We start from the raw sequence: 16,512 nt of genomic DNA, 5'->3' as shown, positions 1-16,512 counted from the left end.
GACGGACATCCATGTCAAGCGCGCGCCGTCCGACGCCCCCGCCGCCAGGACATGGCTGCCACGAGCGTCGCCTGCAGGCTGCCCCGGCTCCACGGGCGGCCAGATCAATCGCTCTGCAAATCGCGCTCACGAGGGCACTTCGAGGCACCTGAACTCTCGAAGTGCTCGAGGTCTCGATCCAGCCTCGACCCAACATGATATAGTTATTGCAACATTGTTACACGAGGGAACTTGACGATCGCATCGATCGTCCCGCCTTGACGCTCAAGCTGTCGCAGGCAATTCGCCTTCGCATGGCGAACATAATTCATATGCTATACGCTTGTGATGACCCAGCTGCGACGCGCCAAAGCTACGTTGTTTATTGCACTCCGGCGGGAATATTCTGGCAGCACATTTGTTTGGGAGGTTTCCAACCCTCCTTCAGGTTCACTTGTATAGACGAGAAGCAGCGCCGCCTTAATGACTGTGCAACCGGTCTCCTTAACGGCGATTATCCTGACCTTGAATGAGGAGCCTCACCTCGAGCGAGCCATTCATTCGATCAGTCATATCGCAGAACGTATTTTTGTCGTCGATTCTGGCTCAACAGATCGAACCGTCGATATCGCGCGCCAGATGGGCGCTGACGTCGTGGATCATCTGTTTATCAATCAGGCCTACCAATTCCAGTGGGCGCTCGATAACCTGCCCATTCAAAGTGACTGGATCCTGCGCCTCGATGCCGACGAGGTGCTCACGCCCGGGCTCGCTGCGGAAATCGCGAGCCGGCTACCCTCGTTGCCCTCCGACGTGACGGGCGTCGTCCTGAAGCTGCGCTACATATTCCAGAACCAGAAGATCAATTTCGGCGGCCGAGGACTGCGTTTGCTGCGCATCGTGCGCAGGGGAAAATCCGCTGTCGAACCTCGCTGGATGGACGAGCACCTTGTGGTGAAGAGCGGCCGCATCGTGACGTTCTCTGGAGAGATGTTCGATCACAATCTCAAGGACCTCACCAGTTTCGTCAAAAAGCACAACGGCTACGCGACGCGTGAAGCCATCCAGCTGATGCTCGAGCGATACCCGAGTGCGGATGCGAAAGATGCGACCATCCGCGGCGGCGTGACCAAGCAGGCGAGATTGAAGCAAGTGCTGCGAGACAAGGTGTACAATCGACTCCCGCTCTCGGTTGGGCCGATCGCGTATTTCCTGTATCGCTACGTGTTCTTGCTTGGGTTCCTCGACGGGAGGAAAGCGCTCACGTATCATCTTCTCCAGGGATTGTGGTATCGCTTCCTGGTCGCCGCCAAGGCGCTGGAATATGATCGGTCGATCAGCAAGATCACCGATTACGGTGATCGGATCGAGTTGCTTGGGAAACTGACCGGCCATAACATCGCGCTTTACGAGAAAGCGGAGAAATACGCAGGTCTCTCACGGGACTTGGAGCGTCCCACGTGAATATCATCATCAATGCCGACGACTTCGGCCTTTCCGAGGAAACCGTCGCAGCCACTGCGGAGTGCTTCAGGGCGGGAGTGCTGACGAGTGCAACGATCATGGCAAAAATGCCGGGATCGAAATCAGCCATATCGTTTGCGCGGGCGCATCCCGAGTTCAGCTTTGGTGTCCATCTCACGTTTGCGGCGGAGTCCGACAGCTCGAACGAAACTGCCGTTGCCGACCCGCGCCTCGTGCCGACCCTCGCTCATCCCGACGGCCGGTTCCGGCCGACGCCGGCCATCCGCCTTCTGGCGTTACAGGGGCGCATCCCCGTCCACGAAATCGTGACTGAAGCCAGCGCGCAAATCGGCCTGCTGCGAGACATGGGAGTGCCTCTGTCTCATGTCGACTCCCACGGTCACCTGCACAAGTTCGCGCCGTTCCGGCGCGCGCTGGCGACGGTACTGCCGCGGTTCGATATCCAAAGGGTTCGCGGCGTTCAGGACATCTACCTGAAGAAGCCGTACACCAGCCCCACTTACTGGTTCGGAAGATATTGGGGGCGCGATCTTGCCCGGAGATACAGGACGACGGACCATTTCTTCATGCCGACCAGCAGCAGCGAACATGCCGGGTGGGGCCCAAGGCTGCTGGACAGGCTGTCAGGACATGCCATCGAGGTCGGCGTTCATCCGGGGCACGACGAGGCTTGGCGAAAAGACGAGTGGGCCGGCGCCGTCGAGTTTGCGACCCTTGCGGTCGCGGGCGGGCACCGGCTGACAACGTGGAATGACATTTGAGGTCGCGCGGCGCCCGCAACCTCCCTATGCCCGTTCCTCCCAGATCATCGCCAGATGCACGATGGTCTGAACCGCCTTCTCCATGTCCTGCCGGCTCACCCATTCCAGCCGCGAGTGGAACGCGTGCTCGCCGGCAAAGATGTTGGGGCAGGGCAGGCCCATGAAGGACAGCCGCGAGCCGTCGGTGCCACCGCGGATCGCGGTGCGCATGGGTCGCAAGCCGGCTCGGCGGATCGCCTCGATGGCGTATTCGAGAATGTGCGGGTGACGGTCGATCACCTGCTTCATGTTGCGGTACTGCTCGCGCACCTCGAACTTGTAGCTCGAGCGCGGATAGTCCTTCATGACGTCCTTGACGATGCCCTCGAGCAGGACCTCCTTCTCCTTCAGGCCCTCCTCGGTGAAGTCGCGGACGATGAAGGAGAGGGTTGCCCGCTCCAGCGCGCCTTCGATGCCGACCGGATGCAGGAAGCCTTGCTTGCCAGAGGTCGTCTCCGGGGAGCAGCCCTCCTTGGGCAAGCGCTCGACGATGGCGGCCGCGATCTTGATCGCGTGCTCCATCTTGCCCTTGGCATAGCCGGGGTGGGCGCTGACCCCATTGATGGTGATGGTGGCGCCGTCGGCCGAGAAGGTCTCGTCCTCGACCGAGCCTGCACTCTCGCCGTCCATGGTGTAGCCGAAATCGGCACCTAACTTCTTGATGTCGACATTGTCGACTCCGCGCCCGATCTCTTCGTCCGGCGTGAACAGGATCTTGATGGTGCCGTGCTTCACATCGGGGTTGTTGATGAAGAAATGCGCGGCATCCATGATCTCGGCGACACCGGCCTTGTTGTCGGCACCTAACAGCGTGGTGCCGTCGGTGGTGACGATGTCGTTGCCGATCTGGTTCTTCAGCGCTGGATGTTCGGCGAAGCGGATCACCTGACCGGTGTCGCCGACCAGAGTGATGTCGCCGCCGCGATAGTTCTTCACGACCTGCGGTTTCACATTCTTGCCGGTGACGTCGGGCGAGGTGTCCATATGCGAGCAGAAGCAGATCACCGGCACTTTCTTGTCGGTGTTGGCCGGGATCGTCGCATAGACATAGCCGTAATCGTCGAGATGGGCGTCCGCGACGCCCATGGCCTTCAACTCGGTGACGAGCACGCGGCCGAGATCTTTCTGCTTCTCGGTCGAGGGCGAGGACGGGGAATTCGGATCGGACTGGGTGTCGATGGTGACGTAGCGCAGGAAGCGCTCGGTCACGGTATGCGTGAAGGTCAGGGACATTTCTGGTCAAACCACCGGGGCTTTTGGAAGCAGGTCTCGTGGAAGCAGAGCCTGGGAAGCAGCCGGTATACCAGAAAAGCGGGCTGCGTTGCGGCCGGACGAGGACGGATCAGGCGTAACGGAATGCTGCGCTCAGATCGCTTCCTTGAGTTCCTTGACCGGCCGGAACGCGACCTTCTTGCTGGCCTTGATGTGGATGGCCTCACCGGTGGCAGGATTGCGGCCGGTGCGGGCCGCCCGCTTGCGGACCTGGAGGATGCCGAGGCCGACGATGCGGACCCGGTCGCCCTTCTTGAGGTGCTTGGTGATCAAATCGATCATGTCGGTCAGGACGGCCTCTGCGTGCTTCTTCGAGAGGTCCTGGCTTTCGGCGATGTCGGCCGCCAGGTGCTTGAGCGTGATCGTGGCTGGCGCCATTGTCTTCTTCGCCGAATCCTTCTTAGCCGAATCCTTCTTAGCCATGTCCTGGCCTCCTCGGGGGCGTGCGGAGCTTTTCGGGCTCCCAAACTGCCAAGTTCCCGCAGGCGTAGACGATTCGGGATGGGACTGACTATGCCGCCATCCATGAAGCTCGATTTTCGCGTGATGTCCCAGACAAATCCGCGCGTCCCGCAGGTCTCGCCGGAGGCGAACGAGCGAGATGCGGCGCCAAGCCGTCAACCGGGCTGAGGATATTCAGTTAAGCTTTTGAAGATATTGCCAAAAATGGCGCGAGAGACGGGGCTCGAACCCGCGACCTCCGGCGTGACAGGCCGGCGCTCTAACCAACTGAGCTACTCCCGCGTGACGCGTATGTGTCCGCGCGGAACGAGGGGGGACTTAAAGGGGGGACATGGTGAAGTCAAGGACGTTGCGTTCACGGGGCCAAACCTCGTGTGGAGCAGGGCGGGTCCGTATCGCTACGGCCAGGACCGCTGCCCGCGGGCTTCGAATCAATCAATGGTGTTACAAGCTCCACAGGCATTTTCCCGGGGGATATCAGGCTTGACCGTCGGCTCGCGCGCCTTCCAGAACGCAAGGCTCCAGAAGAAATTCAAGAAGGAGGCGGACGCCGCGCTGGCTGCGGCCCAGCAGGCCTATACCAGGGGGCAGCTCGCCGACGTCGAGACGCTGTGCCGGCGGATTCTGGAGGTGCTTCCCGAGCATTTCGACACGTTGCATCTTTTCGGGGTCACTCTCAGCGCCGATCCGAAGCGGCTGGAGGAGGCCGAGCAGGTCCTGCGCGCCGCAATCGCGGTCAGCCCGCGCGCGGCCAACGTCTATTGCGACCTCGGCACGGTGCTGTTCGACCTGAAGCGCTTTGCGGATGCGCGGGCCGTTCAGGAGAAGGGCCTCGCGCTCAATCCGAACTTCCCGATGGCCCTGACCAATCTCGGCAATACACTCATGCATCTGGCGCTGCCACTGGAGGCGATCGAGCTGCACGAGCGTGCCATCCGGTTCAAGCCCGACTACGCCGATGCCTTTTGCAATCGCGGCATGGCCGAGCTGCGGATCTGGCACTCCGAGCAGGCTTTGAAAAGTTTCGAGCGCGCGCTGGCATTTCAGCCGAACCATCTGGAGGCCCTGGCCGGCCGCGGCATGGCCTTGCTGGAGTTGCGCCACTACGCCGCTGCCGAAACTGCCCTGAACACCGCGCTGGCGATGAAGCCCAACAATGCCAAGGTGCTGGCACATCGGGGACGGCTCCATCTGCGGCTGCTGCGCCTCGAACAGTCCGAGCGCGACCTCGAGGCCGCGCTCGGGCTTGACCCCAATCTCGAGATGGCACTGCGCGAAAAGGCGCGTGTCTGTCTCCTGCTGAACAAGCCGACGCAGGCGATGGCGGCCTGCAAAAGGCTGCTCGAGCAGAATCCCAAGTCGGAGACGGCGATCAGCGTGATGGGATCGTGCTACGCCAGCTTCGGGGACATCGCGACCGCGATCGAACATTTCGATCGGGCGCTAGAGCTCAAGCCCGATTTCGAGGATGCGATCCACAGAAAGATCTTTGCACTCGATTTCCTGCCCGAAGCGGACTTCGCGATGTTGCAGGCCACGCGCAGATACTGGTGGGACAATATCGGCGGCAGGATTCCGCAACGGACGCTTCGGCCGCGTGACCTCGATCCCGACAGGCGTCTGGTGGTGGGCTACGTCTCCGCCGATTTCAGGCGCCACTCGGCCGGCTTCATCTTCATGCCGGTGCTGCGCCATAGCGATCACGCCAATTTCGAGATCGTCTGCTATTCGTCATCGCCGCTTCAGGACGAGATCACCGATGAATTCCGCTCGGTCGCGGACCGCTGGGTCGATGCGGTTGCGCTGAGCGATGATCAATTGACCGACCGTATCGAGGCCGATGGGATCGACATCCTGGTCGATCTCTCCGGTCACTCCGCCGGCGCTCGCCTTGGCATGTTCTCGCGCAAGCCCGCGCCGATCCAGATCTCGGCCTGGGGCGCGCCGACCGGCACGGGCCTGAAGACCATCGACTATATCTTTGCGGATCCGGTCGCGATTCCGGAAGCAGCGCGGCCTGAGTTCGCCGAGAAGATCCACGACCTGCCGTGCATGCTCACGATCACAGAGCCTGCACCGGGCTTGTACCGGCCGGACCTGCCGATGCTGCGCAACGGCTATGTCACATTCGGCAGCTTCAACCGGATCGACAAGATTTCGAACGAAGTGCTGCCGGTGTGGTCGAGGCTGCTGCGTGAGCTGCCGGGATCGAAGCTCATCATCAAGCACTCCGGCCTCGACGATGCCGGCCTTCGCGACAGCCTGGTTGCCCGTTTCGTCGAACATGGTGTCGACCCTGATAACGTGGTCTGCCTGGGGGCGAGTATCCGCGAACAGCACCTCACCGAATTCGCCCGGGTCGACATCTCGCTCGATCCGTTCCCGCAGAACGGTGGCGCCGGCACCTGGGAGTCCCTCCATATGGGTGTGCCTGTCGTTGCCAAGCTCGGCCAGACGACGTCGGGGCGGGCGGCGGGCAGCATCCTCAAGGCGGTCGGGCTGGACGACTGGGTCGTGGAGGACGACGAAGCCTACATCGCGGTCGCCAAGCGGTTTGCGGGCGACCCGGCCGCCTTGGCCGGGCTGCGGCAGCAGCTGCCGGCCCGGATCGCGGCCTCTGCGGCGGGCAACGGCGCGATCTACACACGCCATGTGGAAGCCGCCTACCGCCAGTTCTGGCGCGACTATTGCGCGGCGCAGGCCCATTGATTCAAGGGCTTGGCCTTAGATCTTGAGGCTCTGCCAAAACAGCAAAAGGCCGCCAAAGGCGGCCGTTGCGTATCAAACCGGACCTTTTTCGGGAGTTAGCGGATCTCCGACGTCCCCGAGCTCGTGATCACCACCGGCTTGCCGGCCTTGATCACGTGGGTGGACTGGGCGGTCTGGCTGAAATCGGCATTGGTCCGGGCTGCGATCCCGAAGCCGGCCACTGCGATGCCGGCCACCAGCGCCACCACCACGATCTTCAGGTGGGTACCCCGATCTGCAGAGTGAATTGAGTGGTTCATCGAAGCCTCCCGACGGGCTTTGGCGCCGTCTGTAGGCTGATGTCTTAAGGGGTATCTGTTTCCGGATCGTTTCGCGGGTTCCGCAAAATGGTTTCATCTGTGGCAATTTCGCCTGATGGCGTTAGGCGGTCTTACCTGCCGCGTAATCGCGGACACCAAGTCCCTTCGTCATGATCGCTTCCATCGGCCGCGAAACATCCGGCAAGGGAGAAGCACCATGAACCGTCGAACCGTCCTCGAAGCCACATTGCTTGGAACCGCCTTTGCGGCGGCATCGGGCGCCAGCGCGCCCGTGGCAGCGGCCCAGCAGACAGCACGGTCGCCTTATGTGACCGCAAAGGACGGCACCAGGCTGTTCGTACAGGACTGGGGCAGCGGCAAGCCAGTCGTGCTGCTGTCGGCCTGGACCTTCGACGGCAGCACCTGGGGCACCCAGATTGAAGCCCTCACAGCGAAGGGATTCCGCTGTGTTGCCCCCGACCGGCGCGGGCATGGCCGGTCCGAGATGCCGTCCACAGGTTATGACCTGGAGACCCTGACCGACGACGTCGCCGCGGTGATCGAGGCGCGTGATCTGCGTGACGTCACGCTGGTCGGCTTCTCGATGGGGACGGTCGAGGCGGTGAACTATCTGGGTCGATACGGGTCGGACCGGATCGCAAGGGTGGTCCTGGTCGCGCCAACGACGCCGTTCCTGGTCAAGACCGAGGACAATCCGGATGCGGTTCCGAAGGCGATGATCGAGGCTGACAACGCCGCCGTCGGGCGCGACTTCGCCAAATGGATCGCGGCGAATGAAGCCCCGTTCTTTCTCCCAGAGACGCCCGAGATCACGCGGGCCTGGATCCGCGAGATGATGCTCAGCGTGCCGTTGCCGGTGGCGCTGGCCTGCCGCAAGACCATCAGTTTCTCGGATCTCCGTGCGGCGGCGGCCGGGATCGATCGGCCGACGCTGATCCTCCACGGCGACAAGGATGCCAGCGCGCCGCTGCCACTCACGGGCGCCAAGACCGCAAAGCTGATCAAGGGCAGCAAGCTCGTTGTCTACGAAGGCGCGCCGCACCCACTGCCACTGACGCATGGCGAGCGGCTGGTTGCGGACATGCTCGCCTTCATGGCGGCGTGAGGGCGCTCAGCTCGCCCTGACGATATCGGCGCGGATGGTCCGCGCCGCCCAGATGAACAGCAAGGCGCCGAGCGTAGTCGTGGCAGCGGCCGAGAGCAGGGAATAGCGCACGGCGTCGGCGCCGTAAGCGTCCTTCAGCGCGTCGTTGACCACGCCCACGGCGAGCGGGCCGACGCCCTGGCCGAAACAGGTCGCGGTGAGCGCGATCAGGGCCGAGGCCAGAGCCCGCATGCTGGGCCTGGCTACGGTTTGCGCGATCGCGAAGATCGGCCCGAGATGGAACCCGACCAGGAACGAGGTCAGCGCCAGCATGGCGACCATCATCGTAAAGTCCTGCGTCAGCATGCAGACCGCAAAGACGGGGCCGGCGAGGCCTGAAGTGATCGCCGGCGCCCACAGCTTCCAGCGGTCGTCGCGACGGCTCACTTGCGCCACCACGAAGCCGCCGAGCAGGGTTCCGGCCATGCCGGCGAGACCCTTGAAGGTGCCGGCATAGGTGCCGATCTCGGCGCTCGACAGATGGTGCACGCGCGCAAGAAAGGGCGGAATCCAGGCTGCGGTCGCGTAGTTCGTGTAGGTGGTGAGGCAGAAGCCGACCAGCACGATGATAAAGCTTTGCTGCGAGGCGAGGAAGCGCAGCGTCGGCCCGAGCGGTTCGGGCACGAAGCTCTCCTGCATCGCGCCGCGCTTTGGCTCGGAGATCGTCAGCCACAGGATCAGCGCGAGCAGGATGCCCGGCACGCCCGCGACGTAGAAGGCCATGCGCCAGCCGTAGTGCTGGTTGACAGTGCCGCCGATGAAATAGCCGAGGAAGACGCCGAGATAGGTGCCGATGGCGTAGATGCCGAGCGCGCGCGGGCGCTCGTTCTTGGCAAAGAGGTCGGCGACGATCGACTGCGAAGCGGGCGAGCCCGCGGATTCGCCGATGCCGACGCCGATCCTGGCAAACGCCAGCGCGGTGACGCTCGAGGCCATGCCGCACAGCGCCGTCATCGCGCTCCAGAACGCGAACGCCATTGCCACGATGTTGCGCCGATTGAGCCGGTCGGCGACGCGCGCGATGGGAATGCCGAGCAGGGAATAGAACAGGGCAAAGCCGAAGCCCGCGAGCAGGCCCATCATGGTGTCGCTGAGCGAAAACTCCTTCTTGATCGGCTCGATCAGGACGTTGAAGATCGTGCGGTCGAGAAAGTTCAGCGCGTAGATGATGGTGAGCAGGCCCAGCACGTAATAGCGCCGTGGCGAGGGCGTCGCCGCAGCGGTCGTTTGCGCCGACATTTGTGACGTCACATCGACCATCGCTTCCCCCAATTAGTCTTTGTTGTCGTTGTCGGCCAGCTCTTCTCGGAGAGCTGGGATAGCAGAGCGTTTTCAAGCGAAGTGGGTACCGGTTCGCGTGAAGAAAACGCGTCAAACAAAAATGAGAGCCCCGCCCGATCTTATCGGGCGGGGCTCTACCCCTCGCGGATGTAATTCCCCGCTTCGAATTCGACTGGCGCGGCGCCCGCATCGAAGGATATGCCGACGGGATCGCGACCTGTTTCCATCGCTTCCAGCTGCTCAGTCAGCATCCGCCGGATCATCAGGATGCCGCGGTCGCTCTGGCCGAAATGTTCCTCGGAATGAACGGTCACCGGGCCCTGGCCAACCTGGGCCTCATAGTCGCCAGGAAACTGCTGGTGCTCTTCTTCCGTCATGTCCCACCAGAACTTGCCGTTGAACTTCGAGCGCATGCGGCCGATGTCACCGGTATTCTTCACGCGGCCGGCGACATAGATGCGGAACGACGTGTCGTCGATCGGCAGCGTCCAGCCGATCGACTCGACGCGGGCGAACTGCGCGACGCGCGGGTTCGGCACGACGCGCAGCGTGGGGAGGGCAGCTTCGGTGACGCGGTAAAACACACGGCCATCGTCCTGCTTGCGGATCGAGCGCACGGCGATGCCGCGCGGCGTCTGGTCGAATTTCACCTCCGGCATCGAGGCCATCATGTCAGTGAATTGCGGCCCTGAGAACGAGCCGTGCAGAACCGGCACGTGATAGGGGTCGACCACGTTCTCGAAATGCTGGAGCCAGTTGCAGGGGATGACCGCGGGCCCGCCGCCGCCGATCGAGGAATCATCCGCCTCGACGAACTCGCCGTCGTCCATGTTTTCCAGGCACTCGTAGCGCGGCAGCACCGGGCGTTTCTCGGCCGGGCCCATATAGGCGAAGATCAGCCCGTAGCGCTCCTCGACCGGATACCAGGGCTGGCGCACCTTGTCCTTGAACTGGCCGCCGTCTGGCTCGCAGGGCTGTTCCAGGCAATGGCCTTCGGTGTCGAATTTCCAGCCGTGATAGCAGCAGCGGATGCCGTCTTCCTCGACCTTGCCATAGTAGAGCGTGGTGCCGCGATGGCAGCAGCGGGCGTGGAGGAGGCCGACGCGACCGTTCCTGTCGCGGAACAGGATCAAATCCTCAGCCAGCGCGCGCACTTTCTTCGGCGTGTCGGTGGCGTCGCTCGCAAGCCCGACCGGGTGCCAGTAGCGGCGCAGCAGTTCGCCCATCGGTGTGCCGCGCATGACCGAGGTGAGCTCGGTGCGCGTATGCGCCGGCTTCATCGCATAGGCCGTGCCGAGATCGCGATCCCGCTGGGTCCTCGTCATGCTTGTTCCTCCCGCCGCAGGCCTTCGTGGCCGGGTCGATCTTGATCCGTCGACCCAGTGAAAAATAATTCGATGACAATGTCAACGATCTTCCTGGATGCCTTTGGTCCCATTCGGAACAGGTTGGGGAGGTTACGCTACCAAGACGCGAGTGAGACTTGGCACGTGTTGGCTTTCTTGGCAGAGGTGGGCCATGAGCCAGACATCGAGCAGGGACGGGCGCGAGTCGTCCGATACGGACGGCAATCACTCACCGGCGCCGATCACCGTGATGCTGTCATCGCGGCTGATGGTGCTGGCCAATCTGCTCAAGCGTGGCGCCATCCTGCGCTACAAGCGTCTCGCGGGATTGTCCTCGGTCGAATTCGGCCTCGTCGCATCGCTCGGCCGCCGGCCGCCGATGAGCGTCGCGCGGCTGGCCGAGGCCGTCGGCCAGGACAAGGGCCAGATCAGCCGTGCGCTGGCGGAGCTGGTCTCGCGCAAACTGATCGCGAAGTCGGCAAATCCGAAGGACAGCCGCGAGGTGCTGGTGGCGCTGACGCCGGCCGGGCTCGCCGCTCATGACGTGATCGTCGAAGGCGCGCAGGAGCGCAATCGGATGCTGCTCGAGCAATTGAGCAAGGACGAGCTCGAGACGTTGCTCGCGCAGGTCGATCGTCTCACCGCGACTGCGGAGGCGTTGCTCGAGGCCGAGAAGGTCTCGCGCTGACCGCGCAGAAATCTTCGGAAATATTCGAGCGCTTCTAAGAGACTTTCCAAGACTCTTTCTAAGAGCCTTTCAATTAGGGATATCGCGCGCGCTCCCCTAAGCGTCACCCAATCGCAGGCCGTCCTGGGACAGGCGGCATGACGCATCGTGTGCAGATTAGGGTGGCGCGTTGAACAGTCTTGGAATGCTGCGGTCGGCCGTGTTGGCGACCGCATCCGCTTGGGTTTTGATGCCGCAGGCATCGCTCGCACAATCGTCGGCACAGAACGGCGCGCAGAGCTTGCCGCCCGTGAACGTGGCCGCGCCGGAACAGCGCCGCCGCGCAACCGCATCCACGCCGCGCCGAGTGCAACGCCAGGTCCAGACGGCCAGCACTCGGAACCCGCAGTCGCAGCGCAATGTCGGCGTCGTCGAGAATCCGCGCGGCCCGGTGCAGGGCTACGTCGCCCGCCGCAGCTCGTCCGGCACCAAGACCAACACGCCGATCATGGAGACGCCGCAGGCGGTGTCGGTGATTGGCGCCGATCAGATCCGCGACCAGAAGCCGAACAAGCTCGACGAAGCCTTGCGTTACACCGCCGGCGTGCGCGCCGGTACGTTCGGCGCCGACACCCGCAACGATTGGTGGCTGATCCGCGGCTTCAAGTCCGACGATATCGGCCTGTTTCTCGACGGCATGCAGCTGTTCTACACGTCCTATGCCAGCTGGAAGCTGCAGCCCTCCAACATGGAGCGCGTAGAAGTGCTGCGCGGTCCGTCGGCCGTGCTGTACGGTGGATCGAGCCCGAGCGGCATCGTCAACGTCATCAGCAAGATGCCGCCGACCGAGCCGGTCCGCACCATCGAGACCGGGGTCAACAATTTCGGCAACGCCTATGTCGGCTTCGATGTCGGCGGTCCCGTCGCAACGCAGCCCGGCAACGGCCAGTTGCTCTACCGTGTGGTCGGCCAGGTCCAGAACGGGGGCACGCAGGTCAACTTCACGCCCGACAACAATTACTTCATCGCGCCGTCCGTCACCTGGAAGCCGGATGCCGACACGACGCTTACGGTTCTCGCCTCGGCCTCGAAGCAGGACACCCGCGGCATCAATTTCCTGCCCTATCAGGGCACGGTGAGCAGCGCGCCGTTCGGCAAGATCCCGACCAGCTTCTTCGCCGGCGATCCCGGCGTCGACAAGTTCACGCGCGAACAGGAGATGCTCGGCTATCAGTTCGAGCGCAATCTCACCGACGACCTGACGTTCCGGCAGAATGCCCGCTTCGCGCATGTCGATCTGACTTACCGCGGTTACGTCGGCAGCGGCTGGAGCAATGTCGATACGGCCACGCTCGGTCGCTACAATTGGTATGCGAAGAACACCGCCAACCAGGCCGATCTCGACAACCAACTGGAGTATCGCTTCGACACCGGTCCGGTGAAGCACACCGTGCTGTTCGGCGTCGATCTAAAGGGTTACCAGATCGACGACTATCAGGCCTTCGGGTTCGGCGTGTCCTCGATCAACGTGCTCAATCCTTCCTATGGGGCCGCCGAGGTTCCGGTGCCGACCGCGCCGTTCCGCAACTTCCTGATTACGCAGAAGCAGGCCGGCACCTACGTCCAGGACCAGATGAAGCTCGCTAATTTCACGCTGGTGCTGAGCGGCCGCAACGACTGGGTCGAGACGACGCAGGCCGCGCGCGACACCGGTGTGACGGTCGGCCAGCGCGACGACAGCAAGTTCAGCGGCCGCGCAGGCGTGATCTACAATTTCGACAACGGCATCGCGCCCTATGTCTCCTATGCCACGAGCTACAATCCGATCATCGGCCTCAACGCGCAGAACCAGCTGTTCCTGCCGGAGACCGGCAAGCAGGCTGAAATCGGCGTAAAGGTCGCGCCCAAGGGATTTGACGGCTATTTCACCGCTTCGGTGTTCGACCTGAAGCGCCAGAACGTGGCGACCACCGATCCGTCGAACGTCCTGTTGCAGAACCAGACCGGCGAGGTGACATCGCGCGGCATCGAGCTCGAAGCGGTGGCCAACGCCACCAGGGAGCTGAAGCTGATCGGCGCCTTCACCGCCTACCATCTTTTCACCAGCAAGGACCTCGATCCGTCCCTCGTCGGCAAGACGCCGACCAACACGCCCGAGATGCTGATCTCGGGCTGGGCGGACTACACTTTCAAGGACGGACCATTGGAGGGATTTGGGTTCGGCGGCGGCGTGCGTTACGTCGGCTCGTCCTGGGCCGACACCGCCAACACACTCGAAGTTCCCGCGGTCGTGCTTGGCGATCTCGCGCTCCATTACGAACGGCAGAACTGGCGCACGGCCCTCAACGTCATCAACCTGACCGACAAGATCTATGTCGCGAGCTGCGCGTCGACCTCGTCCTGCTTCTACGGCGACCGCCGGCGCGTCACCGCCAGCGTCTCCTACAAATGGTAGGGACGGACGAGGGGAGGGTCTTGTGAAGGCGCGCACGGTCAGGCTCTGGTCAATGGTCCACACCTGGACCAGCCTGATCTCGACCCTGTTCCTGCTCTTGCTCTGCCTGACCGGCCTGCCGCTGATCTTCCATCACGAGATCGATGAGCTCCTGGGCTACGCCCCCCAGCCCGAAGCTCATGCGAGCGCGGCGCGCGCGATGCCCCAAGTCGTCGCCGACGCCGCGCTCGCCGCCGATCCGGGACGCGTCCTGCAATATGTGTCCTGGGACAAGGACGAGCCCGGACTGGTGATGGCCTTCACCAACAGCGCTCCTGATGGCGCGCCTGATAACGCGACCGTGCGCGCCTTCGACGCGGTCTCGGCAAAACTGCTCGGGCCGGTCGGCGTCGGGCCGATGCTGATCGTGCTGAAGCTGCACACCGACATGTTTGCGGGACAAGTTGGAAAGTTGTTCCTCGGCGCGATGGGGGTGTTGTTTGCGGTCGCGATCGTCTCCGGCGTGGTGCTGTACTGGCCGTTCACCCGACGCCTGCGCTTTGCCACCATCCGCGATCATGCCTCGCGCCGAGTCCGCTGGCTCGACTGGCACAATCTGATCGGTGTGGTGACGGTGGCCTGGGCGCTGGTGGTGGGTCTCACCGGCGTCGTCAACACCTGGGCCGAGCTGATGCTGAGCCAGTGGAAGGCGACCGAGCTTGCCAGCATGGTCGCACGGTATTCCGGCAAGCCGGCGCCGGGGCATCTCGCCTCACTCGACGAAGTCGTGGCACGCGCGAAGCAGGCCGCACCCGGCATGGAGGTCGCTTTCATCGCGTTTCCAGGCACGCCGTTCGCGTCCTCACACCATTTTGCAGCGTTTATGCGCGGGGATACGGCCTTGACCGCGCGGCTGCTCAAGCCGGTGCTGCTCGACGGCGAAACCGGGGAGGTCGCCGATACCAGGGGGCTGCCGCTCTATCTCCAGGCGCTGCTGGTCTCGCAGCCGCTGCATTTCGGTGATTATGGCGGCATGCCGCTGAAAACGATCTGGGCCGGGCTCGATGGGCTCACCATCGTTGTCATCGGCAGTGGCCTCTATCTTTGGCTGGCACGGCGACGGAGGCGGTCGTCTGGCCGCACCGACGCATTCGCCAGGCGAGCCCCGGTCCCGTCGTGACGCATGGCTCCTCTGAACGCGCGCGGCTGTGGATACGTGTCTTTGCTGCACCTGTCCTGCTCGCGGCCGCGACCATCACGGGTCTGCTGGCTGCGCTGCTCTTGGGAAAGGTCGGCCGGTATGTCGCCTGGGTGACAGTCGGGGCCCCGGTGATGGTCGTTGTCTGGGTTTGGGTGCGCCGCCGCACCAAAAAAAGCGGGCAATTCGGGTAGACGTCGCGCGAGAACGAGCTGCCGGCCCCGGCGCGCCGCAATCCCGGAAACCGCTGCCCTGCAAAACGGTGGCCGCCCTTGTCGCGTCAGGCGATCTGCTCCATACCAGCCGCGGGGTGATTCCGGGATTTCCACCGGTCTGGGAGCAGCAAAGGGCCTAAAAAGAGCGTGTCTTGCGCCCATTGGTGCACTGCGCTAAGGCTCAGAATAATTCCAAATCGGACGAATCCGTGGCTGTCCCGAGGCTGCGGGAAAAAGGGCTCGTCAATGAGCGGCATTCTACAGAACTATCTTCCACTCGTCGTCTTCATAGGGGTAGCTGCCATCATCGGCCTGGTGCTGCTGATCGCACCCTTCATCGTCGCGTTCCAGCAGCCTGACCCGGAAAAGCTCTCGGCGTATGAGTGCGGTTTCAACGCCTTCGACGACGCCCGCATGAAGTTCGACGTCCGCTTCTATCTGGTCGCCATCCTCTTCATCATCTTCGACCTCGAGGTGGCGTTTCTGTTTCCCTGGGCGGTGGCATTCGGAAAGCTCGGCGCGACCGGCTTCTGGTCCATGCTGGTGTTCCTCGCCGTGCTGACGGTGGGCTTCGCCTATGAATGGAAGAAAGGCGCACTCGAATGGGATTGAACCCTGCACCGTCCTCCGGTCCGGCGATCGCGCCGGCCCCCAAGGGCATCCTGGATCCGTCGACCGGCCGTCCGGTCGGGGCTAATGATCCGTTCTTCCTCGAGGTCAATCACGAGCTGTCCGACAAGGGCTTCTTCGTGGCGGCGACCGACGACCTCATCACCTGGGCCCGTACCGGCTCGCTGATGTGGATGACCTTTGGTCTGGCCTGCTGCGCGGTCGAGATGATGCAGGTGTCGATGCCGCGCTACGACGTCGAGCGCTTCGGCTTCGCCCCGCGTGCCTCGCCGCGCCAGTCCGACGTGATGATCGTCGCCGGCACGCTCACCAACAAGATGGCGCCGGCGTTGCGCAAGGTCTACGACCAGATGCCCGAGCCGCGCTACGTTATCTCGATGGGCTCCTGCGCCAATGGCGGCGGCTACTATCACTATTCCTACTCGGTCGTGCGCGGCTGCGACCGCATCGTGCCGATCGACATCTACGTGCCGGGCTGCCCGCCCACGGCGGAAGCGCTGCTCTATGGCGTGCTGCTGCTGCAGAAGAAGATCCGCCGCACCGGCACCATCGAACGCTAAGGTTTTACGT

Annotated in this window: 14 protein-coding genes and 1 tRNA gene; 9 read left to right on the top strand and 6 right to left on the bottom strand. The window is 63.2% G+C overall.

What is annotated here, in order from left to right; translation table 11 throughout:
* Positions 1-462: 462 nt before the first annotated feature.
* Together M2427_RS08760 and M2427_RS08755 are read left to right on the top strand one after the other, a co-directional pair.
* Positions 463-1,443, top strand: coding sequence for a glycosyltransferase family 2 protein (locus tag M2427_RS08760; protein WP_280705844.1), 981 nt, complete (start codon positions 463-465; stop codon positions 1,441-1,443).
* The gene (locus tag M2427_RS08755; RefSeq protein WP_280705843.1) at positions 1,440-2,225 is read left to right on the top strand and encodes a ChbG/HpnK family deacetylase; all 786 of its coding nucleotides are present in this window, start codon (positions 1,440-1,442) and stop codon (positions 2,223-2,225) included. The genes M2427_RS08760 and M2427_RS08755 overlap by 4 nt, the downstream gene beginning before the upstream one ends.
* Before the next feature lie 24 nt (positions 2,226-2,249).
* Here the strand turns inward: M2427_RS08755 and pepT are convergent, their stop codons facing one another.
* From pepT to M2427_RS08740, 3 genes are all read right to left on the bottom strand, one after another.
* Complete coding sequence (pepT, locus tag M2427_RS08750; RefSeq protein ID WP_280705842.1) at positions 2,250-3,497, bottom strand: peptidase T; 1,248 nt, start codon at positions 3,495-3,497, stop codon at positions 2,250-2,252.
* A 132-nt stretch (positions 3,498-3,629) separates the two neighbouring features.
* On the bottom strand, positions 3,630-3,959 hold the full coding sequence (locus tag M2427_RS08745) for an HU family DNA-binding protein (protein WP_280705841.1): 330 nt from the start codon (positions 3,957-3,959) through the stop codon (positions 3,630-3,632).
* A 244-nt stretch (positions 3,960-4,203) separates the two neighbouring features.
* Positions 4,204-4,280: transfer RNA gene (locus M2427_RS08740), tRNA-Asp, on the bottom strand.
* A gap of 201 nt (positions 4,281-4,481) precedes the next feature.
* On the opposite strand from M2427_RS08740, the gene M2427_RS08735 reads away from it, so the two are divergent.
* Positions 4,482-6,707: a tetratricopeptide repeat protein gene (locus M2427_RS08735; RefSeq protein ID WP_280705840.1), complete on the top strand. Its 2,226-nt coding sequence runs from the start codon at positions 4,482-4,484 to the stop codon at positions 6,705-6,707.
* Between the two features lie 95 nt (positions 6,708-6,802).
* Here the strand turns inward: M2427_RS08735 and M2427_RS08730 are convergent, their stop codons facing one another.
* A complete protein-coding gene (locus tag M2427_RS08730; protein ID WP_280705839.1) occupies positions 6,803-7,006 on the bottom strand; it encodes a hypothetical protein in 204 nt (67 codons plus the stop codon).
* Positions 7,007-7,223: 217 nt separating this feature from the next.
* On the opposite strand from M2427_RS08730, the gene M2427_RS08725 reads away from it, so the two are divergent.
* Positions 7,224-8,132: an alpha/beta hydrolase gene (locus M2427_RS08725; protein ID WP_280705838.1), complete on the top strand. Its 909-nt coding sequence runs from the start codon at positions 7,224-7,226 to the stop codon at positions 8,130-8,132.
* 6 nt (positions 8,133-8,138) lie between these two features.
* On the opposite strand, the gene M2427_RS08720 is transcribed toward M2427_RS08725, so the two are convergent.
* Complete coding sequence (locus tag M2427_RS08720) at positions 8,139-9,431, bottom strand: MFS transporter (protein WP_348521917.1); 1,293 nt, start codon at positions 9,429-9,431, stop codon at positions 8,139-8,141.
* A gap of 155 nt (positions 9,432-9,586) precedes the next feature.
* A complete protein-coding gene (locus M2427_RS08715) occupies positions 9,587-10,777 on the bottom strand; it encodes an aromatic ring-hydroxylating dioxygenase subunit alpha (RefSeq protein WP_280705836.1) in 1,191 nt (396 codons plus the stop codon).
* A gap of 193 nt (positions 10,778-10,970) precedes the next feature.
* On the opposite strand from M2427_RS08715, the gene M2427_RS08710 reads away from it, so the two are divergent.
* The 5 genes from M2427_RS08710 to M2427_RS08690 all read left to right on the top strand — a co-directional run bounded on the left by M2427_RS08710 (position 10,971) and on the right by M2427_RS08690 (position 16,502).
* Positions 10,971-11,486, top strand: coding sequence for a MarR family transcriptional regulator (locus tag M2427_RS08710; RefSeq protein ID WP_280705835.1), 516 nt, complete (start codon positions 10,971-10,973; stop codon positions 11,484-11,486).
* A 184-nt stretch (positions 11,487-11,670) separates the two neighbouring features.
* The gene (locus M2427_RS08705) at positions 11,671-13,920 is read left to right on the top strand and encodes a TonB-dependent siderophore receptor (protein WP_280705834.1); all 2,250 of its coding nucleotides are present in this window, start codon (positions 11,671-11,673) and stop codon (positions 13,918-13,920) included.
* A gap of 22 nt (positions 13,921-13,942) precedes the next feature.
* Positions 13,943-15,079 carry a PepSY-associated TM helix domain-containing protein gene (locus M2427_RS08700; RefSeq protein ID WP_280705833.1) on the top strand — a complete coding sequence of 379 codons (1,137 nt, stop codon included), beginning with the start codon at positions 13,943-13,945 and terminating at the stop codon, positions 15,077-15,079.
* 479 nt (positions 15,080-15,558) lie between these two features.
* On the top strand, positions 15,559-15,924 hold the full coding sequence (locus tag M2427_RS08695) for an NADH-quinone oxidoreductase subunit A (RefSeq protein ID WP_092290902.1): 366 nt from the start codon (positions 15,559-15,561) through the stop codon (positions 15,922-15,924).
* Positions 15,921-16,502 (top strand): NADH-quinone oxidoreductase subunit B family protein, encoded by a 582-nt coding sequence (locus M2427_RS08690; RefSeq protein ID WP_280706036.1) that lies wholly within the window; start codon positions 15,921-15,923, stop codon positions 16,500-16,502. Before M2427_RS08695 ends, M2427_RS08690 begins: the two co-directional genes overlap by 4 nt.
* Positions 16,503-16,512: the final 10 nt, after the last annotated feature.

Source organism: Bradyrhizobium sp. BR13661 (genome assembly GCF_029892425.1).
Lineage (GTDB): Bacteria > Pseudomonadota > Alphaproteobacteria > Rhizobiales > Xanthobacteraceae > Bradyrhizobium.
The sequence above is the reverse complement of the archived record's forward strand: the minus strand, read 5'-3'. Positions and strand labels throughout refer to the sequence as shown.

Coding starts and splice junctions, on each gene's coding strand:
- M2427_RS08710 (WP_280705835.1), top strand. CDS start 10,971: ATGAGCCAGACATCGAGCAGGGACGGGCGCGAGTCGTCCGATACGGAC.
- M2427_RS08745 (WP_280705841.1), bottom strand. CDS start 3,959: ATGGCTAAGAAGGATTCGGCTAAGAAGGATTCGGCGAAGAAGACAATG.
- M2427_RS08720 (WP_348521917.1), bottom strand. CDS start 9,431: ATGGTCGATGTGACGTCACAAATGTCGGCGCAAACGACCGCTGCGGCG.
- M2427_RS08705 (WP_280705834.1), top strand. CDS start 11,671: ATGCTGCGGTCGGCCGTGTTGGCGACCGCATCCGCTTGGGTTTTGATG.
- M2427_RS08760 (WP_280705844.1), top strand. CDS start 463: ATGACTGTGCAACCGGTCTCCTTAACGGCGATTATCCTGACCTTGAAT.
- M2427_RS08695 (WP_092290902.1), top strand. CDS start 15,559: ATGAGCGGCATTCTACAGAACTATCTTCCACTCGTCGTCTTCATAGGG.
- M2427_RS08725 (WP_280705838.1), top strand. CDS start 7,224: ATGAACCGTCGAACCGTCCTCGAAGCCACATTGCTTGGAACCGCCTTT.
- pepT (WP_280705842.1), bottom strand. CDS start 3,497: ATGTCCCTGACCTTCACGCATACCGTGACCGAGCGCTTCCTGCGCTAC.
- M2427_RS08715 (WP_280705836.1), bottom strand. CDS start 10,777: ATGACGAGGACCCAGCGGGATCGCGATCTCGGCACGGCCTATGCGATG.
- M2427_RS08730 (WP_280705839.1), bottom strand. CDS start 7,006: ATGAACCACTCAATTCACTCTGCAGATCGGGGTACCCACCTGAAGATC.